22 protein-coding genes are annotated in these 25382 nt (G+C 70.8%); 16 read left to right on the top strand and 6 right to left on the bottom strand.

Going from position 1 to position 25382, the window contains the following annotated elements; all coding sequences use genetic code 11:
- The first annotated feature begins 73 nt into the window (after positions 1-73).
- The 12 genes from AB0F88_RS18400 to AB0F88_RS18345 all read left to right on the top strand — a co-directional run bounded on the left by AB0F88_RS18400 (position 74) and on the right by AB0F88_RS18345 (position 15620).
- Positions 74-871: a MerR family transcriptional regulator gene (locus AB0F88_RS18400; protein WP_362684792.1), complete on the top strand. Its 798-nt coding sequence runs from the start codon at positions 74-76 to the stop codon at positions 869-871.
- Positions 871-1713, top strand: a complete 843-nt coding sequence (locus AB0F88_RS18395) for a hypothetical protein (RefSeq protein ID WP_362684789.1) — start codon at positions 871-873, stop codon at positions 1711-1713. Before AB0F88_RS18400 ends, AB0F88_RS18395 begins: the two co-directional genes overlap by 1 nt.
- Before the next feature lie 259 nt (positions 1714-1972).
- A complete protein-coding gene (locus AB0F88_RS18390) occupies positions 1973-2488 on the top strand; it encodes a hypothetical protein (RefSeq protein ID WP_362684786.1) in 516 nt (171 codons plus the stop codon).
- The gene (locus AB0F88_RS18385; protein ID WP_362684783.1) at positions 2488-3894 is read left to right on the top strand and encodes a hypothetical protein; all 1407 of its coding nucleotides are present in this window, start codon (positions 2488-2490) and stop codon (positions 3892-3894) included. Before AB0F88_RS18390 ends, AB0F88_RS18385 begins: the two co-directional genes overlap by 1 nt.
- Complete coding sequence (locus AB0F88_RS18380; RefSeq protein WP_362684780.1) at positions 3891-5330, top strand: VWA domain-containing protein; 1440 nt, start codon at positions 3891-3893, stop codon at positions 5328-5330. Before AB0F88_RS18385 ends, AB0F88_RS18380 begins: the two co-directional genes overlap by 4 nt.
- Positions 5331-5340: 10 nt before the next feature.
- Positions 5341-6456: an AAA family ATPase gene (locus AB0F88_RS18375; RefSeq protein ID WP_362684777.1), complete on the top strand. Its 1116-nt coding sequence runs from the start codon at positions 5341-5343 to the stop codon at positions 6454-6456.
- Between the two features lie 32 nt (positions 6457-6488).
- Positions 6489-9314 carry a DUF5682 family protein gene (locus tag AB0F88_RS18370; RefSeq protein ID WP_362684774.1) on the top strand — a complete coding sequence of 942 codons (2826 nt, stop codon included), beginning with the start codon at positions 6489-6491 and terminating at the stop codon, positions 9312-9314.
- 290 nt (positions 9315-9604) lie between these two features.
- A complete protein-coding gene (locus AB0F88_RS18365; protein WP_362684771.1) occupies positions 9605-10795 on the top strand; it encodes a histidine kinase in 1191 nt (396 codons plus the stop codon).
- Complete coding sequence (locus AB0F88_RS18360; protein ID WP_362684768.1) at positions 10792-11460, top strand: response regulator transcription factor; 669 nt, start codon at positions 10792-10794, stop codon at positions 11458-11460. The genes AB0F88_RS18365 and AB0F88_RS18360 overlap by 4 nt, the downstream gene beginning before the upstream one ends.
- Positions 11461-11670: 210 nt before the next feature.
- On the top strand, positions 11671-12981 hold the full coding sequence (locus AB0F88_RS18355) for a cytochrome ubiquinol oxidase subunit I (RefSeq protein ID WP_362684765.1): 1311 nt from the start codon (positions 11671-11673) through the stop codon (positions 12979-12981).
- On the top strand, positions 12960-13919 hold the full coding sequence (locus tag AB0F88_RS18350; protein ID WP_362684762.1) for a cytochrome d ubiquinol oxidase subunit II: 960 nt from the start codon (positions 12960-12962) through the stop codon (positions 13917-13919). Before AB0F88_RS18355 ends, AB0F88_RS18350 begins: the two co-directional genes overlap by 22 nt.
- A 270-nt stretch (positions 13920-14189) precedes the next feature.
- Positions 14190-15620: an aldehyde dehydrogenase family protein gene (locus tag AB0F88_RS18345; RefSeq protein ID WP_362684759.1), complete on the top strand. Its 1431-nt coding sequence runs from the start codon at positions 14190-14192 to the stop codon at positions 15618-15620.
- A gap of 402 nt (positions 15621-16022) precedes the next feature.
- Here AB0F88_RS18345 and AB0F88_RS18340 read toward each other — a convergent pair whose 3' ends face one another.
- Entirely contained in the window at positions 16023-16994 is a 972-nt protein-coding gene (locus AB0F88_RS18340; protein ID WP_362684757.1) for a zinc-binding dehydrogenase, read from the bottom strand.
- 430 nt (positions 16995-17424) lie between these two features.
- Here AB0F88_RS18340 and AB0F88_RS18335 point away from each other — a divergent pair, with 430 nt between their 5' ends.
- Positions 17425-17871, top strand: coding sequence for a hypothetical protein (locus AB0F88_RS18335; protein WP_362684754.1), 447 nt, complete (start codon positions 17425-17427; stop codon positions 17869-17871).
- A gap of 116 nt (positions 17872-17987) precedes the next feature.
- On the opposite strand, the gene AB0F88_RS18330 is transcribed toward AB0F88_RS18335, so the two are convergent.
- Positions 17988-19004 carry a MerR family transcriptional regulator gene (locus AB0F88_RS18330; protein WP_362684751.1) on the bottom strand — a complete coding sequence of 339 codons (1017 nt, stop codon included), beginning with the start codon at positions 19002-19004 and terminating at the stop codon, positions 17988-17990.
- A gap of 309 nt (positions 19005-19313) precedes the next feature.
- On the opposite strand from AB0F88_RS18330, the gene AB0F88_RS18325 reads away from it, so the two are divergent.
- Positions 19314-20591: a glycosyltransferase gene (locus tag AB0F88_RS18325; RefSeq protein WP_362684748.1), complete on the top strand. Its 1278-nt coding sequence runs from the start codon at positions 19314-19316 to the stop codon at positions 20589-20591.
- A 160-nt stretch (positions 20592-20751) separates the two neighbouring features.
- Here AB0F88_RS18325 and AB0F88_RS18320 read toward each other — a convergent pair whose 3' ends face one another.
- Together AB0F88_RS18320 and AB0F88_RS18315 are read right to left on the bottom strand one after the other, a co-directional pair.
- Positions 20752-21891, bottom strand: a complete 1140-nt coding sequence (locus AB0F88_RS18320) for an NAD(P)/FAD-dependent oxidoreductase (RefSeq protein WP_362684745.1) — start codon at positions 21889-21891, stop codon at positions 20752-20754.
- A 157-nt stretch (positions 21892-22048) separates the two neighbouring features.
- Positions 22049-22366, bottom strand: coding sequence for a hypothetical protein (locus AB0F88_RS18315; protein ID WP_362684742.1), 318 nt, complete (start codon positions 22364-22366; stop codon positions 22049-22051).
- Between the two features lie 587 nt (positions 22367-22953).
- On the opposite strand from AB0F88_RS18315, the gene AB0F88_RS18310 reads away from it, so the two are divergent.
- Both AB0F88_RS18310 and AB0F88_RS18305 read left to right on the top strand, forming a co-directional pair.
- On the top strand, positions 22954-23394 hold the full coding sequence (locus AB0F88_RS18310) for an ester cyclase (RefSeq protein WP_362684739.1): 441 nt from the start codon (positions 22954-22956) through the stop codon (positions 23392-23394).
- A 336-nt stretch (positions 23395-23730) separates the two neighbouring features.
- The gene (locus AB0F88_RS18305; RefSeq protein ID WP_362684736.1) at positions 23731-24054 is read left to right on the top strand and encodes a helix-turn-helix transcriptional regulator; all 324 of its coding nucleotides are present in this window, start codon (positions 23731-23733) and stop codon (positions 24052-24054) included.
- Between the two features lie 15 nt (positions 24055-24069).
- Here the strand turns inward: AB0F88_RS18305 and AB0F88_RS18300 are convergent, their stop codons facing one another.
- On the bottom strand, positions 24070-24672 hold the full coding sequence (locus AB0F88_RS18300) for an ATP-dependent Clp protease proteolytic subunit (protein WP_362684733.1): 603 nt from the start codon (positions 24670-24672) through the stop codon (positions 24070-24072).
- A complete protein-coding gene (locus AB0F88_RS18295) occupies positions 24669-25295 on the bottom strand; it encodes an ATP-dependent Clp protease proteolytic subunit (RefSeq protein WP_362684730.1) in 627 nt (208 codons plus the stop codon). The genes AB0F88_RS18300 and AB0F88_RS18295 overlap by 4 nt, the downstream gene beginning before the upstream one ends.
- Positions 25296-25382 lie beyond the last annotated feature (87 nt).

The following is a 25382-nucleotide window of genomic DNA, read 5'->3' as shown; positions in this document are numbered from 1 at the left end:
ACGGCCGGGCACCCACTTGAGCATCAACCGCCGGGTTTGACCTTGCCGTAGCGTCAACGTTTCTAATGAGGGCATGCGGATCGGCGAGCTCGCCGCGCTGGTCGGGGTGTCCGCCCGGACCGTGCGCCACTACCACCACCTGGACCTTCTCCCCGAACCCGTACGCCTGGCCAACGGCTACCGGGAGTACGGGCTGCGCGACGCGGTCGTCCTGGCCCGGGTGCGGCGGCTGGCAGAACTCGGCCTGTCGCTGGACGAGATCCGCGACGTGCTCGCCGACGACCGGGGCAAGGAACTGCGCGAGGTGCTCCTGGAGCTGGACACGGACCTGGCCAGGCAGCAGGAGGCGATCGGCGCCAGGCGGGACCGGCTGGCCGCCCTGCTGGCGGAGGCGGACCCGCATCCCGACTCGATGGTCTCCCCCGCCATGGCGGCGGTGCTGCGCGACCTTCCCGCCACGGGTTCGAGGTTCGCCGAGATCGACCGCGAGCTGCTGGCCCTGCTGGACACCGTGACCGACCCGTCGGGCCGGGCACAGATGCTCGACCTGATGCGCCCGCTCACCGAACCCGACGCGCTCGCGCGGGGACACGACCTCTACCGGCGGCTGGACGAGCTCGCGGACGCGGATCCCGGCGATCCCCGCGTCGCCGCGCTCGCCGCCGACCTCGTCGCCCACATCCCCGGCGAGATGGCCGCGGTGATGGTCGCGAACCTGGATCCGCCCCCCGACCCCTCGCGCCCGCCCGGCCACGGCCCGGCGGAGCGGCCGGACGGCGGGCGGTGGCTGGAGACGATGTACGCCGAGGTCTCCCCCGCCCAGGCCGAGGTGTTCCAGACGGTCATGACGACACTGAAGGAGAGAGCCTGATGCTCAGGGCCGCCCGCGCCGCGCTGTTCGCCGTCATCCCCGTGGAGATGCTGCTCGTGATCCTGCTGGTGTCGGGGGTGCCGCTGCCCGGCCCGGTGATCGTGGCGGCGGAGCTGGCCGTCGCGTCGATGCTCGTCCTGGAGGCGGTGACCGCGTACTGGCTGTTCAGGGCCGAGCGCCGGGGCGGCGCCGACCGGCGGGCGGCGCTCGTGGCGACCTTCCACCTCCTGGTGCCCGTACAGGTGCGCAGGCTCGTGGGATTCGAGCTGAAGGGCCTGGTGAGCATCGCCCTGTGGATCGCGCGCCGCCGCGACGGCGTGCCGCCCGGCGCCGTCGCCGCGCCGTACTCGCGGGAGCAGTCGTCGATCCTGCTGGTGTTCCTGTTCGTGATGGTCGTGGAGACGGTGGGGATCGATCTGCTGCTGAAGGCGCTCGACGTGCCGCACGGGGTGCGCCTCGCCGTGCTGGTGGCCGACCTCTACGGGATCCTGTACGTGTTCATGCTCGGCGCGGCCGGCGTCACCCGGCCCCACGTCGTGACTCCCGGGGAACTGCGCATCCGCTCCGGGGTGTACTTCGACCTGCGCGTCCCCCGCGAGCTGATCTCCTCGGTGCGGCTGTCGCGCTCCTACAACGAGAGCGGCATGATCACCGTGACGGGCTCGCGGCTCAGCGTGGTGGTGTCCTCCCAGACCAACGTGGTCGTCGAGCTGACCGAGCCGGTCACCGTGGTCCGCCCCCTCGGCGGCCGCGCCGAGGCCACCACGATCCGCTTCTTCACCGACACCCCCGACGCCCTGCTGAACGCCCTGCGATCCTCCCCGCACCACAGCGCACCCTGACACCCCGAACCGCCGGCGCCCGTGGCCCGCTTGACGAAGTCGTGGACCGGGGCGGGGTCGTCGGGCGCCACCAGGTACACCGCCTCGGCGCCTCGCAGCGCGTTTTTCCAGATGGCGGGCTCCGACCAGTCGAAACGCACCTCGCCGGAACGGGACGCGGGCCGTACCCGCTCTCCCGTCGCGCGCAGCAGCCGCACCACCCTGCGTCCTACCGCCTTCGCCGTGTTTCTGTCGGTGCGCGGCGCTAGGTTCCCGATTCATGATCGACCGTTCAGCGGCCGGCAGGGCCGCATGGGAGCAGTGCAGCAGGGTGCGGGTGGTGCCACCCGTCCAGCCCCGCAAGCTCGCGAAGGTGCCCTTCGTCGAGCTGGCGGACGGACGGCTGCAGGGTGTCGTGTCCAGCGGCTCGGACATCAGCCGCGTCTACGTCTCCTCCATCGCCGCAGGCACCCACGCCTACAACTGCAGCACCAACAACAACCGCCCGTGCGGCGGCCTGTACGGCTCGCCGTGCAAGCACCTGCGGGCCCTCGCCGCCGAGGCCGTCCTGCAGTACGGCACCGACCGGGTGGCCCGTTACCTGCGGGCGGAGGTCTCCGAGGGAGCCGAGCTGATCGACTGTCTACAGGGCGGCCACGAGCCCGCCCCCGCGGCCATGGTGTTCAGCCGCTTCCTGCGCCATCTGGCCTACCTGGAGCTGCCCGACACCACCGAGCCGATCCCCGAGCTCCACTGGTTCCCGGCCACGTCCCCGGCCACGGGGGTGGTGCGCTGATGCTCCCCGTGCAGCTGACCGAGCTGCTCGACGGCGACCCGGCGGGCCTCGGGGAGGCGCTGGACCTGGTGACCGGCCTCGACGAGGCACTGGTGCACGGGCTGGCCCGGCTCGCCGAGGATCGCGCCGCCGCGCTGACCGCGCTCGCCGACGCCTTCGCGCTCACCCCGCTGGGCGAGGGGCTGGCGGAGGCCACGGCCAAGATCACCGCAGGCTCGATCACCGAGGAGTCGCTGACGACGCTGGCCGGCGGCCGGGCCGCGCTGCTCGGCGCCGTGCACGACGCCCTGCTGGCCGACCTGGACGGGGCGCTCGGGCGCGAACGCGACACGTGGCAGGCCGCGCCCGTCCCCGGGACGGACTCCGGCAACCTGCTCGGCGCCGCCCGGTCCTGGCTGTGCGAGCTGGCCATCACCGGCTGGCGCGGGGTCGACCACGGGCTCGTCTCCGCCGCCGACCAGGTCATCGAGGCGCTGCTGGCCGTGCCGGGACACCGCAGGCCGGCGGTGCTGCTCGACGGCCTCGCGGCCGAGCTGCGCGCCTCCTGCCCGGTCGGCACGATGGAGCGGCTGCCGGTACGGCGCTGGGCCGATCTGTGGACCCGGGCCCTCCTCCTGACCGGCACGGGCGGCCGGACCGGCGAGCCCGCCCCGGCCGGCCGTCCTCCTGAACTGTCCGGACGGCTGCTGATCCTCGGCGTCGACGTGCACGAGCACTCCACCGCCGTCCAGGCGCAGGTGCACGGGGTGCTGGAACCCGCCGGCGGCGGCCAGGCCCGGCTGGTACGCGCCACCGTCGCCGCCGCCAAGGTGGACACCATCACCGGTCCCGCCGTGTGGAAGCTGCTGCACCGCCACCCCCTGCTGCTGGGCGCGCTGGCCGGACGGCGCGGCCTGGAGATCACCGACATGCCGGTGCTGGCGGGCGGCGACCTGCTGTGGGACGACGGCCGGGCGCGAGCCGGAGAACCGGCCGACCCCTTCGCCGTGGCCAGGCTCCGGCTCGGCGGCGTGCTCGCGCCCGCCGTACCGCCCCTCGACCGCCATCCGGTGCGCATCGCCGAGCCCGTGCTGGTGGAGGGCTACAAGGTCACCGCGGACGGCTCGTTCGACCTGGGCGGCGCCGTACTCACCGTCGACACCGGCCTGCTGCCCGCCTGCGGGCCGCTCACCCCGAAGCTGGTGGCGGGCTCCTCGGCGTGCATCGGGCTGGTCCGCTGGGACGACGGCCGCTGGCTGCTGCAGCCGCTGGCCGTCCAGACCAAGGTCAAGCGCGAGACGCTCGACGTGCACACCGGCGACTGGGCGCTGGGGCCCACCGACCCCAAGGTGGTGAAGGCCGAGGCCAGGACCGGAGACGCGGTCACCATCCTGCGCGAGCGAGCCGGACGGTTGCTGCGACGATGAGCGAGAACAGCCACGACACCGTGACGAGTGCCGAGCGGAACCGCCGCCAGGTGCTCTACTGGCGGCTGCTCGCCCGCCTCTTCGACAGCGACGAGCAGCCCACGCTGGAGACCGCGAGCGCGGCCGTCCTCGACGACCTCGGCCTGCCGGGGGCGTTGCTCGACCCCTCGGTGTCGGTCGACACCCTGGTGCAGCGCTTCCCCGAGCTGGCCGCCGACTTCCAGACCCTGATGACACCGCCGGAGCACGCGACCGGTGAACCCGACACGTCCGGTGCGGAGGTGCGCAGGGCGGCCCTGGTGTCGAAACTGCTGCTCAACGTCTTCGCCACCGGGACGGGAGAGGTCACCGCCACCCGGCTCGCCGCCTGGCAGCAGGACGCGGGCTGGTTCAGGCAGGCCCTGGGCGGTACGCGCGGCGGCGGGACCGGCCCCGAAGACGGTCCAGGGAGCGGTCACGGAAACAACCCCGGGAACGGGAACGGTCGCGGGAGCGGCCACGCGGCGGGCGGCGAGAGCGGCCGTGGTGGCGGCACCGAGAGCGACCGCGAGCTGGCCGCGGTGCTGGCCGGCCTGGAGGCCGACCTGGTCAGCCGCATGCGGTTGCGCGAGGTGCTGGCCGACCCGGTGCTGGCCAGGCGGCTCACGCCGAGCATGTCGCTCGTCGAGCAGCTGCTGCGCGACAAGTCCAACCTCTCGGGGGTGGCGCTGGCCAACGCCAAGGCGCTGATCCGCAGGTTCGTCGACGAGGTCGCCGAGGTGCTCCGCACGCAGGTCGAGAAGGCCGGCGCGGGCGTCATCGACCGGTCGGTGCCGCCCAAGAGGGTCTTCCGCAACCTCGACGTCGAACGCACGATCTGGAAGAACCTCGTCAACTGGAATCCCGAGGACCAGCGGCTCTACGTCGACCGGCTGTACTACCGGCGCACCGCCAGGCGCACCACCCCCGCCCGGATGATCGTGGTCGTCGACCAGTCGGGCTCGATGGTCGACGCGATGGTCAACTGCACCATCCTGGCGTCGATCTTCGCCGGGCTGCCCAAGGTGGACGTGCACCTGATCGCCTACGACACCCGCGCGCTCGACCTCACCCCGTGGGTGCACGACCCGTTCGAGGTGCTGCTGCGAACCCAGCTCGGCGGCGGCACCGACGGTACGGCCGCCCTGACCCTGGCCCAGCCGAAGGTCGCCGACCCGCGCAACACCGTGGTCGTGTGGATCTCGGACTTCTACGAATGGCGGTCCGAGGCCGTCTTCGCCGGCATGGAGGCACTGCACCGCTCCGGTGTCCGGCTCATCCCGGTGGGCTCGGTGAACAGCGGCGGCCAGCAGAGCGTCAATCCGTGGTTCCGGCAGAAGCTCAAGGACCAGGGCACGCCGGTGATCTCCGGCCACATCCGCAAGCTCGTACTCGAACTGAAGAACTTCCTCGCTTAGGAGACCCCCGATGACCAACGAGATGTTGCGCGCCCCCGCCGAGGTGAAGTACGCCGAGGAGCTCGACTGGCTGGAGTCGGTCGACGACGGCCCCAAGCCGTTCTCCTGGCGGCTCAGCCCCCGGATGGTGCGGCTGTTCGTGCTCGGCTCCGAGCGCTCCGACGGGCTGGAGCGGGAGATCCCGCAGAAGTGGTTCGGTGACCGCAGCTTCGTCGAGCGCAGCATCGTGACGCTCGCCTCCGACCGGGGCCTGCTCCTGATCGGCGACCCCGGGACCGGCAAGAGCTGGCTGGCCGAACTGCTCTCCGCGGCGATCTGCCGCAACTCCACCCTGGGCGTCCAGGGCACGGCCGGGACGACCGAGGACCACATCAAGTACTCGTGGAACGTCTCCATGGTGATCGCCAAGGGCCAGTCCCGCGAGTCGATGATCCCCTCGCCGATCATGACGGCGATGGAGCAGGGCGTGATCGGGCGCTTCGAGGAGCTGACCCGCTCGACCAGCGACGTGCAGGACGCCCTGATCTCGATCCTGTCCGAGAAGTACATGTCCATCCCCGAGCTCGACACCGACAACATCGTGTTCGCCCGGCCCGGGTTCTCCATCATCGCCACGGCCAACAGCCGCGACCGGGGGGTGAACGACCTGTCCTCGGCGCTGAAGCGCCGGTTCAACTTCGTCAGGATCCCGGTCGTGACGAGCAAGGCCAGCGAGGCGGAGATCGTCCGGTTCCGCACCGAGGAGCTGCTGCGCCGCCACCGGATCGAGCTGGACCTGCCGCCCACGCTGCTGGACATCCTGCTGCAGAGTTTCGCCGACCTGCGCGCCGCGGCGGCCTCGGCCGGCAGCGAGGACGAGAAGCTGGAGTCGGCGCTGTCCACCGCCGAGCAGATCGGCGTGCTGGAGAACGCCATCCTGCACAGCAACTTCTTCGGCGACCGCACCCTGCGCGCCCAGACGCTGGCCGGCGCCCTGGTGGGCTCGCTGGCCAGGCGCGCCCCCGAGGACCTGGCCATCCTGAACAAGTACTGGCACGGGGTCGTCGAGCCGCGCAGCCAGCGGGAGGGCGGGGAGTGGACGGCCTTCCTCGAAGGCGGCCGCCAGGCCATCTCCACGCTGTCATGAACGCTGATATGAGCGCCGGCACGAGCACTGCTGTGAGCACTGCTACGAGCACTGACACGAGCACCTTCACCGCTCTGCGCGAGCAGCTCCTCGGCGCCGCCACCGCGTTCGCCGGTGGCCCGGACGCGCTGCCGGAGATCCTGACGGGCCTGGTCGACGACGTCGACCGGGCGCTGGGCGAGGAGCTCGAGATCTTCCCGGTGTGCCACCACTCGCCGGCCTCCGCGCTGGCCATGACGCGGCGGCTGCGCGAGAAGCGGCCCAAGGTGATCTACCTGGAGCTGTGCGAGGACCTGCGGCCGCTGCTGGAGGAGCTGCGCAACTGCCGGTTGCCGGTGGCGCTGCAGGCGTTCGCCACCGAGCTCGAGGGTTTCCCGCCCGGCTCCGGCCCGCTCAGCGTGGTGGCGCCGGTCACCGAGGCGTCGGCGGAGTACCAGGCCATCGCCTACGCGCTGGAGACGCCGGACGTCGAGCTGGTGCTGGTCGACCGCTCGTCGGACCACGTCTTCCAGTGGCTCCCCCGGGAACCGGCCGCCCCCGGCCGTACCGGTGAGGGCACCGGCGAGGGTGCCGGTGACCTGCACGGCGACGCCGTGGGCGTGGAGGTGGGCGACCTGCGCCCGCGCTTCGCCGAGCTGGAGGAGCACCTGCTGCGCCACGGCAAGGTCCGGCACTGGTCGGAGTGGTGGGACCAGTACGTCGAGCAGCCGCTGACCGGCGCGGACCACGACACCTACCGGCAGGCCATGGCACTGGTCGGCAGCCTGTTCCGGCGGCTGGGCCCCGGGGGCGACCGGCTGGCCGACGACGAGGAGCGCGAGCGCTACATGTGGACCCGGATCCACGAGCACCTCGCCTCCTCCGGCGCCGACCCCGCACACTGCCTGTACGTGTGCGGCGCCTTCCACGCGGTCAGCACGGTGCCCGAGTTCGGGCTGGCGTCCACCGTGCGGGACTACGTCGTCACCCCCCGCACGGCCACCCGCTGGCTGTACGGGCTCATCCCCTCCAGCCACTCGGCCATCGAGGCCCAGTTCGGCCTGGCCCAGGGATCGGTGTCGATCGCCGCGGCGACCTGGGCCAAGGCCGCGACGCGCGGCGGCGTCACCCCGTACCGGCTGGGAGGGCAGCAGGGCACGCGCTCGCGTGCGAAGACCGCGCGGGCCGCGCGGGCCGCGCGGGCCGTGGAACCGGTCCCGCCGGAGCCGGCGACCGACCGGCTGTCGGGATTCCTCGCCACCCCGCCCGCGCTGGACGGCCTGGACGAGGCCGAGCTGCGCGGATGGTGCGTCGACATCGTGCGGCTGGCCCGCCGCAACGGCTACCTGGCCAGTACGGCCGACGCCATCGCCGTGTTCGAGACCTCGATCCTGCTCGCGGGGTTGCGCAACCGGGCCAGGCCGACGCCGTACGACTTCCAGGACGCCGCCGTCACGTGCATCGAGAAGGACGTGGTGCCGGGCCGCCGCGACGTCCGCCGCCTGTGCGAGATCCTGCTGGGCGGCGACCGGATCGGCCAGGTCGGCTACCACGCGCTCCCGCCGCTGGCCCGCGACGTGTACGACCGGCTGGAACCGCTCGGGCTGGACCTGAGCAGGCGCACCCTGCAGCGGGCGCTGCTCGACCTCACCGTCGATCCCGAGCTGGTGCCGTGCTCGGATCTGCTGTGGAAGCTGCGCTACCTGCTGCCCGAGGACGCGGTCCGGCCCATCATGGGGACGCGCCGCCTGGGTGAGCGGCCGATCCAGGAGAGCTGGGACATCGCGATCGGCCGCCACCAGCGGGCGATCATCGAGCTGGGCTACGAGGGCGTCACCGTCGAGCAGGTGCTGGAACAGCGGCTGCGCCGCAAGGTGTGGGAGCCGCGGGCCACCGCGGGGACCGCCCTGGCCGCCGTGGAGGACGCCATCCTCTACCTGGGCGGCCGCCGCCTCACCGACGAGCTCGGCGACCGCGCGGTGGAACTGCTCGCCGCCGAACGCACCGTGGACGACGCCCCCGAGGTGCTGCACCGGATCCGCAGGTTGCTGGCCCACTACCGGGCCACCCAGCCGGACCTGCCGGCCTGGTGCGAGGCGTTCGTCACGGCCGGCTACGCGCACTACTGCACGCTGCTGCCGACCGCCTTCGTGGACGAGGACACCGGTGTCCGCCAGGTCGGCGCCACGCTCGGCTTCCTGTTCGGCATGGAGAGCCTCGCGCTGTCGCTGGGCTGTGACCGGACCCAGCTGGAGCTGGCGGTGCGGCAGTCGCACCCGGAGACCCCCGCCAAGGTGGCGCTGCTGTGGGCGGCCAGAACCCAGCTGGGCCTGCTCTCGCAGGCCGAGCTGCGCGCCCGCTGTGACGAGCTGCTGGCCAACCCGCTCGTCATCCCCTCCTTCCCGCTCTACCTGAGCGGGTTCGTCCAGGCTCTGGAGCCGGTTCCCGCCCTCGCGCCGTTCGTGGTCGAGGTGCTGTCCAAGGCGTTCGCCCGGCTGCCCGACCCGGTCCTGCTGCCGTGGCTGCCGACGCTGATCACGACGCTGCGGCGGCACGCGCTGGAGCTGGTGCCCGTCCTCGTCCGCGAGGCGGGCCGGACGTTCCCCGGAGGGCTGGCCGAGCTCGACGCGTGGGTCCCGCCGTGGGAGAGATCGGCGCCCGCGCCCGCGAAGGCGGTCCGGCGCGCTCCGGGCGGGCCGGTGGCCGCCCTGCTGGCCGGACATCCGCAGGCGTGCGACGCCGTGGCCGCGCTGCTCGGCCACCCGGCGGAGTGGCCTGCGGCGGGCGGGGTTACGGCGGGCGGCGGCACGGCGGCGGGCGAGCTGCTCGCCCGGCACCCGGCGACGACCGGCGCGGTCACGGCGCTGCTCGCCGGCTGAAGGTACGGTCGCGGCGCTGCTCGCCGGCTGAGGGCGCGGACGCCGGTACGGTCGCGGCGCTGCTCGCCGGCTGAGGGCGCGGACGCCGGCGCCGGCGCGAGAACGGCGAGATCCCGTCCGATCGACATGATCGGGCGGGATCTCGCCGTTCTCAGGTCTCGCCACCGGTGTCCCCGGCCCAGGCCGGCCGGCGTCGAAAGCGTCCTTGGGATGTCGAAAGCATCTTTGAAGATGACGAAAGCGTCTTTGAGGATGACGCGGGAAAGGCTCAGCCGTCCTATGGTCACGCTATGCCGGTACGAGCCCTCCGGGCGCTGCTGCGAGGTGTCCCGCCCAGCCTGCTCGACGGGACGCTCGCCGTCCTCGTCGCCGTCGCCGCGACAACGATGATCGGCGTGTCCGCCGAGCCGGGCGCCAGGCCCCCGGACGCGGCGGCCTACGCCATCGGCGCGGGGATGGGCCTGGTCCTGCTCGCCCGCCGCACCTGGCCGCTGCCGGTCCTGGTGGCCAGTTGCGCGCTGGTGCTGGTCTACCACTCCCTCGCCTACCCGAGCCTGTCCGTCGCGATCGTCCTGGGCGTGGCCACGTACACGGCCGCGGAGCGCGGGCACTTCGGCTGGGCCGCGGTGATCGTGGGCGCGCTCAGCGTCTACAGCGTCGGCTACCGCGCGATCGTCGTCCGGGACCCGGTGCTCAGCCTCCTCGTCGAGAAGGCGGCGCTCCAGGCGGCGCTGCTGGCGGCCGTGCTCTTCCTCGGCGAGGCGGCGCGGAGCAGGCAGGCGCTCGCGGAGGAGGTGCGCGAGCGGCTGCGGATCGCCCAGGAGGCCAGGGAGGCCGAGGCCGAGCGCCGTATCGAGGCAGAGCGGCTGCGGATCGCCCGGGAGCTCCACGACGTGATCGCCCACACCGTCACGGTGATCCAGGTGCAGGCCCAGGTGGCCCACGAGCTGTTCGAGGAGAAACCCGAGCGGAGCCGGCAAGCGGTGGCGGTGATCCGCGAAGCGGGTGTCGAGGCCATGAGGGAGCTGCGGTCGACGATCGGCCTGCTGCGCCACCTCGATCCGGGCGGGGAGCCCCGCTCTCCCGTACCCCGCCTGTCGAGCGTGCGGGACCTCACCACGATGGCGGAACGGGCGGGACTCCACGTAGGCTGGAACACTCGCGGGGAACCGTACGACCTTCCGGCGGCGGTCGACGCGAGTGCCTACCGCATCATCCAGGAGTCGGTGACGAACGTGATTCGGCACTCGGGGGCGAGCGTGGTCGAGATGACCGTCTCCTACGAGCCGTCGGGTGTCTCCATCGAGGTCGTCGACGACGGCGGAGGACCGGGAGGGGCCGAGGAGCGGCCGCCCGGCCACGGCCTGACCGGGATGCGGGAGCGCGTCACCGCGCTCGGCGGCAACCTCGCCGCGGGCCCCGTCCCCGGCGGGGGATTCCGCGTCCACGCCTGGCTGCCCACGAAGGAGGGGCACCGGTGAGCACGCGCGTCGCCCTGGTGGACGACCAGACGCTGGTGCGCGCGGGTTTCCGCGCGCTGCTCGAACGCGACCCCGGCATCGTCGTCGTCGGGGAGGCGTCCGACGGGGCCGAGGCCGTCGAGCTGGCACGCGGGGAGCGGCCCGACGTCGTGCTGATGGACATCCGCATGCCGGTCCTGGACGGCATCGAGGCGACCCGGGCCATCGTGGGCGACGCCTCGCTGCGGGACGTGCGGATCGTCATGCTCACCACCTTCGAGGTCGACGAGTACGTCTTCGACGCGTTGCGGGCCGGGGCCAGCGGTTTCCTCCTCAAGGACACCGACCCCGACGAGCTGCGCAGAGCCGTCCACGTGGTGGCCGGGGGGGAGGCGCTGCTCTCCCCCGGCGTCACGCGCCGCCTCATCGAGGGCTTCGTCACCGGAGAGCGCCCCCACCGGCTCGACGACACGCCTCTGGGCGTATTGACGGAACGCGAGAAGGAGATCGTGGGACTCGTCGGCGGCGGGCTGTCCAACGAGGAGATCTCCCGGCGCGTCTTCATCAGCCCGGCGACGGTGAAGACCCACGTGGGCCGTGCCCTGTTCAAGCTGGGGGCGCGGGACCGCGCGCAGCTCGTGGTGATCGCCTACGAGACGGGACTGGTCGTTCCCGGCGTACGGTGAGCGGACCGCACACATCCGGCGGCGCCTCCCTGCGTACGGTGAGCGGCCGCACACGTCCAGCGGCGCCTCCCCGGCCTGTGGTGAGCGGCCGCACACGTCCGGCGGCGCCTCCCTGCGTACGGTGAGCGGGCCGCATACGTCCAGCGGCGCTTTCCTGCGCCCCCACGGGATGACGACCGGCCCCTGCACACGCCTCTAGCGTGCGAGACCATGGAGCCACTCGACCTCGCCAGGCTTGAGTTCGCGCTGACGACGAGCCTGCACTTCCTCTTCGTCGCGCTGACCCTCGGTCTCGCGCCCCTGATCCTGTACATGCAGGCCAGATGGGTGTTCGGCGGCAGGCCGGTGTACGAGCGGATGACCCGGTTCTGGGGACAGATCTACCTCGTCAACTACGCGCTCGGCATCGTCACGGGCATCGTGATGGAGTTCCAGTTCGGGCTCAACTGGAGCGGCCTGGCGAAGCTGACGGGGGACGTCTTCGGCGCGTCCATCGCGCTGGAGACCCTGGTGGCGTTCTTCCTGGAGTCCACCTTCCTCGGGCTGTGGATCTTCGGCTGGCACCGGCTCCCCCGGATCGCGCACCTCGGCGCGTTCGCCGTCGTCACGCTGACGGCCTACGCCTCGGCGTTCTTCATCATGGTGTCGAACTCCTTCATGCAGCACCCGGTCGGGTACGAGAGGCACGGGGCGGGCATCCGCCTGACCGACTTCGGCGCGCTGGTGAGCAACCCCGCCCTGACGGTGGCCCTGGCCCATCTGCTGCCGGCCGCGCTCAGCGTCGGGGCGTTCTTCGTGGCCGGTGTCAGTGCCCACCACTTCGTCCGGCGCACGCGGGACGTCGAGTTCTTCCGCCGCTCGATGCGCGTGGGCCTCGTGGTGGCGGCCGTGACCGCGCCGTCGGTCATGGTCACCGGCATCGCGCAGTTCCCGGTGATCGGCGGCTTCCAGCCCGCCAAGACGGCGCTGACCGGCGGCAGCGCCGAGGAGCTCGCGAAGGCCCGGAGCCTGCTCGCCGCCCGGTTCGGGCCGGGCGACCTCACCCCGCCCACATGGATCTACGAGGTCAGCCAGGTCATGGTCTACCTCGGCCAGATACTGGCGCTGCTCTCCCTGATCCTCCTCCCGCTGATGGTCTGGCGCTGGAGCGTCCGCCTGCGGCCGCTGCTGCACGTGATGGTGTTCCTGATCCCGCTCCCGTTCGTCGCCGTCATCTGCGGATGGGTGGTCCGGGAGGTGGGCCGCCAGCCGTGGGCCGTCTACGGCCTGCTGAGAACCGAGGAGGCTCTCGGCGACATCGGCACGGTGGCCATCACCGGATCGCTGGTCGCGTTCACCGCGGTCCTGCTCCTGCTGGCCGCCGTCGACTACTCGCTCATCGCCCACCTCGTCCGGCGCGGCCCCGACGAGGACGTGCTCAGGCTCGGCGCCGGGACCCTGCCGGCGCCGGAGGCCGACGCCGACACCGCCCGCCTGTCGCCGGAAAGGGAGGAAACGCCATGGACGTCGTCTGGCTACTGATCCTGGGGCTGGTCCTGGTCGGCTACTTCGTCCTGGAGGGGTTCGTCCTCGGCGCGGGGCTGCTGCTGGGCAGGTACGGCACACGCGACGACACGGACGTCTCCGTGGCCGCCTTCGCACCGTTCGTACTGGCCAACGAGGTGTGGCTGGTCGCCGTGGCGGGCGTGCTGATGGGCGCGTTCCCGCTCGTGGAAGGAGAGATCATCTCAGGGCTCTACCCGTTCGTCGTCACCGGCCTCGTCGGATGGGTCGTCCGTGACGCGGGGCTGTGGTTCAGGCTCCGCCGTACGGGGGGTGCCTGGCGACGCCTGTGGGCGAGGGCGATCGTCGTCGGCAGCGGGTTGCTGGCCGTCGCGTGGGGGTTCGTCGTCGGCAACCTGCTCCTCGGCCTGCCCGGGACGCCGCTGTCACCCGGGAGGCTGTTCGCCCCCTACGCGGTGCTGTGGGCGGTGACCCTGCCCGCGCTGCTCGCGGCGCACGGCACGGCCTTCCTGTCCCGCCGCCTGCCCGGCCGTCTCCGTCCCGACGTCCGGCGGCTCGGGGTCAGGGTCACGGGGCTCGCCCTCGTGCTCACCGCCGTGGCGACGGGCGGCGGCCTGGCGGTGACCGTCGCCACCCGGGGGCTCGGCGACGTCCCGGCGATGCTCCCGCTGCTCCCCCTCCTCGCCGCCGTGGCGGCGCTGTGGTGGATCCGGTCCCGCCCGTTCGACGGGGGCGGCCGGACCCTCGCGCTCAGCGCCGTCGCGGTGAGCGCCCCGGCCGCCGCGGCCGGGCTGGTCGCCGCACCCGGTCTGCTGGCCCACCCGGCGAGCGGGCAGGCCCTCGCGGTGCTGACCGCCTACGGGCTCGGCGCGCTCGTCCTCGTCGTCGTCGTGCAGGTGTGGGCGTGGCGGCTGTTCGACAGGCGTGTCGAGCCGGACGCCCCGTCCTTCTTCTGACGTCACCCGCGTTCCCGCTCCCGCGGAGAGCACCACGGTCCGCGCCGTGCCGGGCGGGACCGGTACGCGGTGGCAGGCCGTTCCGAGGTCGTCCGGCCGGCGTTTCCCGGCCGGCCCGCCGAACCACCGGACAAGCCTCGCGCTTCGCGACGGCATCCGTGCCACCTGTGTCCACGGACAACGTGTCCCTGCCCTGACCAGGGTCTTCCTCGTTATCCGCGGATCGTCTCGACCTGGATGTCGTCCTCCACGCGGTGAATCGTTGAGGCCATGACACCCACACATGAGCACCTGAGCGTGACCGGTCACTGGATCGACGGCGCGATCGTCGACGCGAGCGGCGCCACCATCGACGTCGTCAACCCCGCCACCGGCGACGTCGTCGCGACGATCCCGGCCGGCACCGCGGCCGACGTCGACCGCGCCGTCGCGGCGGCGCGGGCCGCCTCTCCCGGATGGGCGGCGACCGAACCGGCACAGCGGGCTTCGATCATCCAGCGGCTGGCCGACGAGCTGTCCGCGCGCAACGAGGAGATCGCGCAGGCCGTGACCGCCGAGATGGGCGCCCCGATCACCCTGGCCCGCCTCGGCCACGCGGGTTTCCCCGTCGCGGTCGCGTCCGCGACGGCCGGCCTCGCGGACGGGTTCCCCTGGACCGAGGAGATCGGCAACTCCATCGTCGTCCGCGAGCCCGTCGGTGTCGTCGGCGCGATCACCCCGTGGAACTTCCCGCTCCAGCAGATCATGACGAAGATCGCGCCCGCGCTGCTGGCCGGGAACACCGTCGTGCTCAAACCCGCCGAGTTCGCCCCCCTGACGGCGCGGCTGTTCGCCGAGGCCGCGAGCGCCGCGGGAATGCCCGCGGGCGTGTTCAACGTGGTCTACGGATCCGGACCCGTCGTCGGCGAGGCGATCGCCGCCCATCCTGACGTGGACATGGTCTCGTTCACCGGTTCCACGGAGGTGGGCAAACGCGTCTCGGTCGTCGCCTCGGCCACGGTCAAGCGGGTCGGACTCGAGCTGGGCGGCAAGTCCGCCAACCTCGTGCTCGAGGACGCCGACCTGGACCACGCGGTCGACGAGACGCTCGTCTACGCCTGGACCAACAACGGTCAGGCCTGCGGAGCGTGGACCCGCATGCTCGTCCCGGCGGCCCGGCATGACGAGATCGTGCGGATGCTCGTCACGGCGGCGAAGGCCTACACCGTCGGAGACCCCACCGACGAGGCCACCCGGCTCGGCCCCCTGGCGTCGGAGCGGCAGTGGAGCCGCGTCAACGGCTACATCGAACGCGGCATCGCGGACGGGGCGACCCTCGTCGCCGGCGGCCCCGGCCGGATCCCCGGCCTGGAGCACGGCGCGTACATCCGGCCGACCATCTTCGCGAACGTCGACCCGGACTCGGTGATCGCGCAGGAGGAGATCTTCGGGCCCGTGCTGTCTGTCATCCCCTACGACGACGAGGACCACGCGGTCGAGATCGCCAACAACACGATCTACGGCCTCAACGCCGCCGTGTTCGGCGAGGACGAGCACGCCCTGCGGATCGCCGGGCGGCTGCGGGTCGGGCAGGTGTACATCAACGGCGCCCGGTTCAACCCGCTCGCCCCGTTCGGCGGATACAAGCAGTCCGGCAACGGACGCGAGATGGGCCGCGCGGGCGTGGAGGAGTTCACCGAGCTCAAGGCCATCCAGCGCTAGCCCCGCGTTGCGCGCGTGACCCCGATCCACCTGGGGTGACCACCCGTCGCACCGGATCGGACGGAGCCGCCGGCCCGCGACGGTGCGACGGGCGCGGAAACCGGGACCGGTCGGCCCGCACATGAGAACGGCGTCTCGACCGGTCCCGTCGCGAGGGCGGGCAGCGTACGGGTCTCCCCGGTCACGGCAGGACGCGGCGGGACACGAGCCCGGTCACGGCAGGACGCGGCGGGACATGAGCCCGGTCACGGCACGACGCGGTCGGCGCGAGCCCGGTCACGGCACGACGCGGTCGGCGCGGAGGGACGCGAGCGGCGTTCCCTCGCCCCGGTACCGCGACGACAGGGCGGCGCCCCGGAACGCCGTCCTGGCCCAGTCCTGGCCCACCGTCCTGGAACACCGTCAGATCAGGAGCAGAGTCTTCCCCAGGGCACTGCGCGACTCGATCGCGGCATGCGCGTCCGCGGCGTGTTCCAGGGGGAAGGTCTGGCCGATGATCGGCCGGATCCGGCCCGCCACCGTTTCCGACATCACCTGCTCGGCCCAGTGCCGCATCTTCGGCCCGAAGCCGAAGAGCTGCTCGATCCCGATCACCTCGACTCCGTGTCGCCGGGCCCGAGCGGGATCGATCACCGTGACCTCTCCGCTGGAAGCACCGTGGACGGAGAAACGGCCGCCGTCCGCCGTCGCCTCGAACGCGGCCTGGCCGATCTCCCCGCCGACCCCGTCGAACACCACGTCGGGGCCCGGACCACCGGTCGCCTCACGTACCCGCTTCGTCCAGTCCGGATCGGAGTAGTCGACCACGGCCTCCGCGCCCAGGTCGCGGGCCAGGTCCAGCTTCCGCGCGCCGCGCGCGGCCCCGACGACCCTGGCACCGGCCGCCCGGGCCAGCTGCACCAGCAGGCTGCCGACGCCGCCACCCGCCGCCTCGACCAGCACCCACTCCCCGGGACGAATCCGGGCTCCCTCGACCAGACCCAGCGCGGTGCCGCCGTCGGTGTGCAGGGCGACGGCCTCGGGCAGCCCCAGCCCTTCCGGCACCGGGATCAGGTTCTCCACGACGGCCACCGCACGCTCGGCGAAGCCGCCTGTCTCCCCGACATCGGCGATGACGCGCCGCCCGGACCAGCTCGGGTCCACGCCCTCCCCGGTCGAAGCCACCCGGCCGGCCACCGTACCGCCCGGCACGTACGGCAGTGCGGGCCTGTCGTGCCACTTGTCGACACCACGCCGGATCTGCGTCTCGACGAACGTGATGCCCGCGACGGACACGTCGACCACCACCTGGCCCGGCCCGGCGACCGGATCCGGCAGCTCGCCCGGGACCAGCACCTCCGGACTTCCGAAACGCGTCGCCTGCACCACCCGCATGTCAATCGCTCCCCCGCACTCGGCCCACCCGTACACCGGCGCAGAGAAGTCTCCAACCTCAACCGGAGTCGAGGTCAAGTGGCCACGAACATGTCCGGCAGCCCGCCGACCGCGCTCTCGTCGATGGGCGGGTTGACGGCAGGCCGCGGTGGTACGGGGTGCCGCACAACACCTCGGCCGCGAATTCCAGGTTCGTTTCCGCGACCGGTTCACCGGCGTGCCGGGCGAGGGTGATCCGTTGACGACCTGACGGTCCTTCGCCGACGGCCGCACCGACCGGGAAACGAGGGGATCCCGCCCGACCAAGGCGATCGAACGGGATGTGGTTCCGCCGCGTTCGTCCACCTATGATCTTCGCATCCGGGCATATAGCCGTCGCCGGTGCGACGACGTCCACATCCCTCGATCATTCATGTCGAAAGGGTGCCGAATGAAGATCGGCCTGGCATTGCTTCTGGCCGTCACAGCGGCGGTCGGTGCTGGATGTGGAGATCACGACGACACCGCGTTCCTCCGAGCACAGGAGGAGTGCTACGAAAAGGACAGACGCGAGAGCAACCGGCTCGCGGAGGAAACAGGGCCGCTGCTGGCGCCACACGTGCGGTCGACGCTCGAGGCGGGTAGCGGCTGCGACTCCGTACTGGAGGGAGGAGCGTGGATAACCTATGACCTGGATCCCGGCGTGTCTCCCAGGGCGGCGCTGAAGAAATTTCATTCCGCCGGATGGGCCGACCTGCCTCAGCCCATAGAGCATTGCGCAGATCTTTGCGTCGCGGGAGTGGGCAAGAAGGTCGGCGACCGGGACATCGTGGTGACCGTGCAGGAATTCGACGGCGGCCCCCGTGTGCTCGAAGCCCTGTTCATGGACAAGGGCTAGTCCGGCGAGACCACGACGACGGCGTCCGCGCCGCTTCCGGCCGGGAGCGTGCCGGCCTGCGATCGACCCGGCCGCCGGGTTCCGCGCGATCCGCCCGAGGCGCCGCGTGGAGGTGCTCAAGCTTCGTCGCGGACGGCGGGCCGGGCCGAGGCACGAAGGGCCGCCGCGATCCACCTGAAGAGCGCGGCACCCTCCTCGCCCGTATCGGGCGGTGTCCCGTTGATCACGGCCACCAGGGACAGGTACCTGCCATGAGTGGCGTCGTACCGGGCCTCCTCCTGGGAATCCTCGCGTTGGGCCTTCTCGACGAGGAGGAAGGCCGCGGCCAGTCGGTCCCGTGACTCGGCCGTGGCCTGCCCGCCGAAGACCTCGGCGGTCGCGTTCGCCATGCGGACGACCAGTTCCTGTGCCCGGGGGGAGTCCGCCGGCAGCCCGGAACGATACGCCTCCACGATCTCCTCCCCGACCTTCGCCCCCTCCCGGTGGATGAAGTCCCACACCGGCGCGGCGGCCAGGCGCCGTCCCGGGAACGTGCCGTAGGTGTCCCGGAGATAGGAGCGGACCGCGCCGCGGAACTCCTCGCCCCGTACCTGGTCGGCCAGCTCGATCCAGGCTTCGAGCTGGGCGGCGGCGGGGTCCTCCGGCAGCCGCGGTCGCATCGTCCGCAACCGCTCGACGAAACCGGAGGGTACGTCGAGGTCTTCGCCGACCTCGTTCCAGAAATCGTCGACGAGCCGCTCGCGCTCCTCATCGGGCATCGAGACGAGCCTGTGCATCAGGGCCGCCTGCGCGGCCGTGCCACCCTGCTTGACAAGGGTCCTCAGCACGGCCCGTCTGGCCCGGAGGTCACGCTCTTGGCGCTCGACGAGCTCCAGGTGTGTCACCAGGAGATCATGCAGTGACGTCTCGCCGTCGAGCAGCTGGCGGATGTCGTCCAGGCCGGCGTCCAGGTCGCGAAGGGTGCGGATGAGCTCCAGCCGGGCGATCGCCCGGACGTCGTACAGGCGGTAGCCCACCTCGGTCACATGCGTGGGGGCGATGACCCCGGCGTCGGAGTAGTACCGGATGGCGCTGACGCTCAGACCGGTCCGGCGTGCCACGTCCCCGATCGGATACAGCTCGTTGTCGTCCATGCCGTCACTATGGGGTCTCAAGCGGCTTGAGACTCAAGCCCCGCCCACCACCGCCGTGCGGCCGCGCGACTCAAAGGCTGAAGAAGTGGGTCTTTCGCTACAGCCGAACGCCGCGTCAAGCGCCCTCATGATCCAGGCCGTCGCCTGCCGTCGAGACCGTTCGCCGTGGACCGGTACCGCCGCTCGTGCCCCAAGGGTTTCGAATACGCATGGGAAGAATGCATGATCCGCCTTTACGCATTGTAGAATCGACGATCACCGTCCTGGACGGGGCGACATGCGGATGCTTCGCATCAACTGGAGCCTGGAATGCGCGTCCTCATCGTTACGGATTCTTTTTCGCCGAGGATGGACGGGGTGGCGGTCTCCGTCGAATCCCTGATTCACGGCCTTGTCTCCGCCGGCCACGACGTGGGAGTGGTTTTTCCGGGGCGGCGCTCGGAGTACGGGGTGGACGGGACGGGCACGCAGCGGTGGCGCGTGTCGTCGTTCAGGACGCCGCTGGACGGGTATCCGCTCTCCCTGGCCTCCGCGAAAAGCATCGCCAGAATCATTCGCGTTTTCGAACCGGATTTCATCTCCGTCCAGACCATCGGCTCTCTCGGGGTGGCGTCCCTGCGCGCATCGCACCGGCTGGAATCGCCTGTCGCGCTCTCCTGGCATACGGATTTCGAGTCCTACCTCAACAGGTATCGGCTGGCGTGGCTGTTCATACTTCCCGCATACATCGTTCTGAGGGGAGGAGGTGTTCGGTCATGCCGCGACTTGACGAGGAAGGCAGCCCGCGCCGGCGGGTCAGGCGTTATCCGGGAAATCCTCGCGTACGTGGCCGATGCCGCTGACCTGGTGGTCGCCCCGTCCGCCGGAACCGCTTCCTACCTGAAGGGCCTGGGAGCCGAGCGGCCTGTTTTCGTGCTGCCCACCGGCGTCGAGGAATCGGAGTTGAGGGGAGGAACACCGCCGGAGGGGCTGGTCGAGTCCATCGAAGCCACTTCGGAGGGAAGCCGCATCGTCTATGTCGGCCGGCTGAGCCGGGAGAAGGGGATCGATTTCCTCGTGGAGGCGTTCGGGCACGTTGTGGAGCGCCGGCCACGAGCGGCTCTCATCCTTGTGGGCCCGTGCGAAGACCCGAAAACATGGCTTCGGCTGCGTGCGGCGCGGCTGCGTCTGGGAGCGAACCTGCTCGTGGTGGGCCCCGTGGAGCGCCGGACGCTGTCGGACCTCTACCGCCGGGTCGACGTCTTCGCCACCGCCTCCGTCACGGAGACACAGGGAATCACGGTGTGGGAGGCCGCCCTCGCGGGACTACCCGTCATCGCCAGGGACGACTTTCTCGACGAGGACGTCCGTGCGGAGGTCCTGGGCGGCTTGCGGACACCGGAGGAATTCGGGGACGCGATTCTGAGTCGCATCGATCGGGACAACCGGGCCGGGAAGACCGGCAGGACGCGCGTGGGGCCCACCGGCACCGACAGGGCGCGACTGCTCGTGGCGGCGGTCGACCGTGTGCTGTCCGGTGAAACCGGCGGTCCAGACCGTCCTGGGCCGTGGTTCGCGCGAGACGGAACCTGGCACGAAGGACCATGACGTGCGTGGAAGCGGATCAGACCGGCATGGTTCCGGCCTCGGCGTCCGCCGCGCGAAAGGCGCGCACGTCCGCCGCGCGAAAGGCGCGTACGTCAGCGGACGACCACCGCGCGGAATCCGTGCGCCCGCGCCCGCTCTGTCACAGGTGAGCCGGCCGGCGTCACCGGTGAGGGCGGTCGATCGCCAGGTCCGCGAGCTGTGAGCTGACTTCGGGAAACGATCCGTCGCCGAACAGGATCCGCGCCGCCAGGGCACGACCGGCACGACCGCGCAGCGCGGCCACCGCCGCCTCCGCCGCGGCGGGGGATCGGATGCCGGCGAACACGCGGCGCAGCAACAGCCGGCCCCGGAACCGGGTCCGCAACGCGTTCCCGTCGTACCGGCTGAGCATGCGCCGGTCGCCAGTACGCAGGTACCCGGCGGTGACCGCCGCGGCCAGCTCGGACATGCGCAGGCAGGGGTCCAGCCCACCGGCCGTCAGCGGCGACACCGCGCCCGCCGCGTCTCCGACGAGCAGTCCGGCGGGGCACGCCAACCGCCGCAGCACACCGCCGACCGGGATCGGACCACCCCGGCGCTCGACCGGTCCGGCCGGCGGTGTGCTGCCAGGCGCGTCCGCGGCGAAGGCGTCCAGCAGGTGGCGGATGCCGGTGCGCATCGCGTTCGGATACCCCGCGACGCCGATGTGCGCGTGCCGGCCGTCGTCGACGACCCAGCCCAGGTACCCCGGCGCGATCCGGGGGTCCAGCACGCAGTGGAACGCCGGGGTGGTCGTGCCCGACGCGATCGGGTGGACGATCTCGGCACCGGTGAGGAAGCGCCGGTTGACGTCGAGGCCGAGATCACGGGCCACCCGGGAGCGGGCGCCGTCCGCGCCGACGACGAACCGGGCCGTCACCGGTTCCGCATCCGCGAACCGCACGAAACCCATCGACGTGCCGACGTACCGTACGCCCAGGAGGACCCGTGCCCCGGCCGACTCCGCCGCACGGTGCTCGTGCTCGTAGACGGCCGCCATGTCGGCCACGCGGTACTCGTCCCGGTCGCTGGTGAGCCGGATCGGCGCCCGCCGCGACGGCGGATACAGCAGTACGTCCCGGATCCCCGGCCCGAGCAGGTGATCCGGCACGTCGAAGTCGTCGAGGGTGCGGCGCACGAAGATCCCTGTCGTGCGGATGCCCGCAGACAGCGACCTGCGGCGGTCGACCACCATCACGCTCAGTCCCCGTCGCGCGAGCAGGCGGGCTGTGCGCAGACCGGCCAGACCCGCACCCACGACCAGTACATCCACTGTCTGCATATCTTGCGACGTTAGGGGTGATGCCTCATCCGTACGATGGTTTGCACGCTACCTGCCCCATACCTCCACACCGTCGCCACACTCGAGGCCGTGGATCGCTCCTCTGCCGAGAGGCGGCCGCGGAACCGGCGTCACGCTCGTAACCGGCCGGCCGTCGCTACGCCGCTCTCCGGGCCGGATAGACGAGAATGAGATCCACGCCGGGACGCGTGTACAGGCGCAGCCGGTAGCGGCCGGGACCGCCGCGCGCGAGATCGGGGAAGCGCACCTTGCTCGCCGACAGCGTCTCCATCAACAGGTGACCCGATTCGCTGACGATGTCCGCCTCGACCACCGCGTCCCAGCCTTTGCGTCGCAGGGGTGGCGGGGCCGAGCGCAGCGCCTTCGCCGTCACGCAGGTCGCCCAGTCCTGGAGGATGATCGAACCGAGGGTGATGGCAAAGTAGGCAGAAGCCGCCAAACGGTGTGTGCGCACGATGAAGCATGACCGTAGTACGACCGGATAATGCTCTCGCGAAGCTCCGGCGGGATTCTTCCGGGGCCGGTCGACCCACACGGGCCGATCGACCCACACGGGCCGGTCGACCCACACGGGCCGCGGCCGTTTTCGGCCCGGCAGCGCGGTCTCACAACACCCCGGTGGTGTGAGACCGGCGACCACGAGGATCACCGGAAGAGCGGCGCGCAGTCGGAGGTCACACCTCGGACAACGCAGCTCGCGGGGGAAAATTTATAAAATAATCGCTGATTCTTGTTAAATCAATTACATCGACATGACCCGGGGAAGCCAGGGTAATTTCTAAACTTTTACATTGTTGGCATTGTCATGGGTTTGTCGAGAAACAGCGAAACTTTCCGTGGTGTCCGTACAACGCCATCGAGATCAGCGCCTGACGCGATGCTGAGTAACGTTGGAGGGGCGCCGTCGAGGCTTCGGCCCCGACTCGACGCCGCCCGAGCACCGAAACATCTGTCATCCCGATGAAACATCTGTCATCCCGATGACTTCGAAGGCATCGGCGAGCCCGACGCCTCGTCCCGCATCATCGAAGGGCCACTTCCATGCCTGAACCCTGGGAGCTCAAAGACCGGTTGACCGAAGCGATCAATGCTCACGATCTGTATCAATTGCTCCAGTACTACAGTCCGGACGCTGTTCTCATCTCACCAATGGGCATGGCAGAAGGACAGGAGCAGATCGCCTGGTTCTACGAGCAGTTCTTCAAAGCCTTCCCGGACTTTCACAAGACGGCGTGGCTCGAGGTCGCCGACGGCGATCCCGTGGTCACGGAATGGACGGTTACCGGCACCCACATGGGACCCCTCCTCATACCTGGGGGGCGTGAGGTGGAAGGAACCGGACGTCGCATCACCATCCGTGCTTCATGCGCGTACCACGTCGCCAACGGTGTGATCATTGCGCAACGGGAGTACTACGACCAGCTGGAGCTGTACAGCCAGCTCGGCTTCGGCTTGATCGAGCTTGATCGCCCTATCGCGTAGGCCGGACGCTCATCGCCGGAATGCCTGGCCACACCGACCGGCAGATCAGCCGCATCACCACTGCCGCCGACGGCCCCTGGAGCAGCTGCGCCCCAGGCGACGATCTCTCGGGAACGGCCTCTGATCCGGGTCACGTCTGTATGAGCTGCGATCCTCACCGCCCCCGAGGGCGGGACGGAGGAGCCGGAGACGGTTCCGCTCTGCGCGAAGTCGGCAAAACTCGAACGCGCCATCTACCTATGGTGAGGTATGGCCTCCTCTGTCCCGCCGCTACGGCCGGCGATCGATCGGACCGATCCCACGTCGTCTCCGGCTCGCGAGCCATTGTGGCGGCACGTGCTCGGTGAGCGTCTCAGAGGTCTTCGTCACGAGCGGGGCGAGAAGTTGAGCGAGACGGCGCGTCGCGCCGGCGTCTCGCCGCAGTATCTCTCCGAGATGGAACGAGGCGTCAAAGAGCCATCGAGCGAAATGATCGCTGCGGTCGCCGGCGCGCTGGATGTCACCCTGGTCGATCTGACCCTCGCCGTCGCCGAGAGCCTGCGGTCCACTCAGAGCAGCACGAGCCTGCGGTCCGCTCAGAGCAGCACGAGCCTGCGGTCCGCTCAGAGCAGCACGTCGAGAGGCGCCACCTGCTCGGCGGCGTATGCTCTGGCCGCGTAGCGCGGCCTGCCTGGATCATCCACGAGCCGGTGAACGCTCCTCGATGATCTGATCGAGGAGCCCGTACTCCAAGGCCGCGGTCGCGGTGAACACGCGATCGTGGTCGGTGTCGGCGCGTAGGGTCTCGACGGTCTGGCCCGTGTGCCGTGACAGTATGCGCTCGATGTCCGCTCGGACACGTACGACCTCGTCGGCTTGCAAGATGAGATCGGGGATCGTTCCGCGCCCCTGAGCAGCCGGCTGGTGCAGGATCACCCGTGCGTGCGGGAGAGCGGCACGTTTTCCCTCGGCGCCCGCGGCGAGAAGGACCGCACCCACCGCGACGGCCTGTCCAACGCAGGTTGTCTCAACCCGCGGGCGGATATAGCGCATGGTGTCATATATCGCGAGCATCGCACTCGGGTCCCCGCCTTCACAGTTGATATAGAACTGTATGGTGGCATCGGGGCTCTCCGACTCCAGAAAAATGAATTGCGCGACGAGCGCGTTCGCGACGCCCGCGTCGATTGCGGTCCCCAGATAGACGATTCGCTCGGTGAGAAGATGTGAGTAGACATCCATGATCCGCTCACCGCGAGGATTCTGGGCGATGACGTTGGGAATCGTGTACGTGGTCACCGTCCGGCTCCTTCGGTGACGCCGAATCCGGACCGCAGGCGGTCGTGTGGCGCTATCTCGTCGAAGCTCTGGACGATCGCGTCTATGAAGCCGTAGTCCAGCGCCTCTTGCGCCGTATACCAGCGATCATGCAGGGAATCCTCGAATACGCGCTCTACAGGCTGACCCGTGTCATCGGAGATGAGGCCGAGCACCGTGTCACGAGTATGCCGGAGGTCGTCGGCCTGCAGCTCGATGTCGACCGCGGTGCCACCGATTCCGGCCGAGCCCTGGTGCATCAGGACACGCGCGTGCGGCAGGGCGCGGCGCTTCCCCCGGGTGCCCGACGAGAGCAGGAACTGCCCTGCGCTGTAGGCGATGCCCATCGCGAGGGTCGATACATCACAGGGAATGAGCCGAATGATGTCACGGATCGCAAGCATCGACGGAACCGAGCCGCCCGGGGAGTGAATCCACAATGCGATGTCGGCCGACTCGTCCTGCGTGGCGAGTGCTATCAATTGCGTGGCGAGCAATGTCCCGTTGTCGTCATCGAGAGGACCGTCGAGAACGAGAACGCGCCCATCGTAAAGCTGACGTCTCACCCGCGCGTCGAACAGTGGAAGTTTCGATTCTTCGCCCATGCGCCCATCATGTGGGGCGATCCGGATCGGCGTCGACACGATCTGCCTGCGGCAGATCTGCTCTGAGCAGAGCGAACTCGGTTTCCG

It is taken from the genome of Streptosporangium sp. NPDC023963 (assembly GCF_040639135.1).
In the GTDB taxonomy this organism is placed as follows: Bacteria; Actinomycetota; Actinomycetes; order Streptosporangiales; family Streptosporangiaceae; genus Streptosporangium.
Note: the sequence above shows the minus strand (reverse complement) of the source record. Positions and strands in the feature narration are given on the sequence as shown.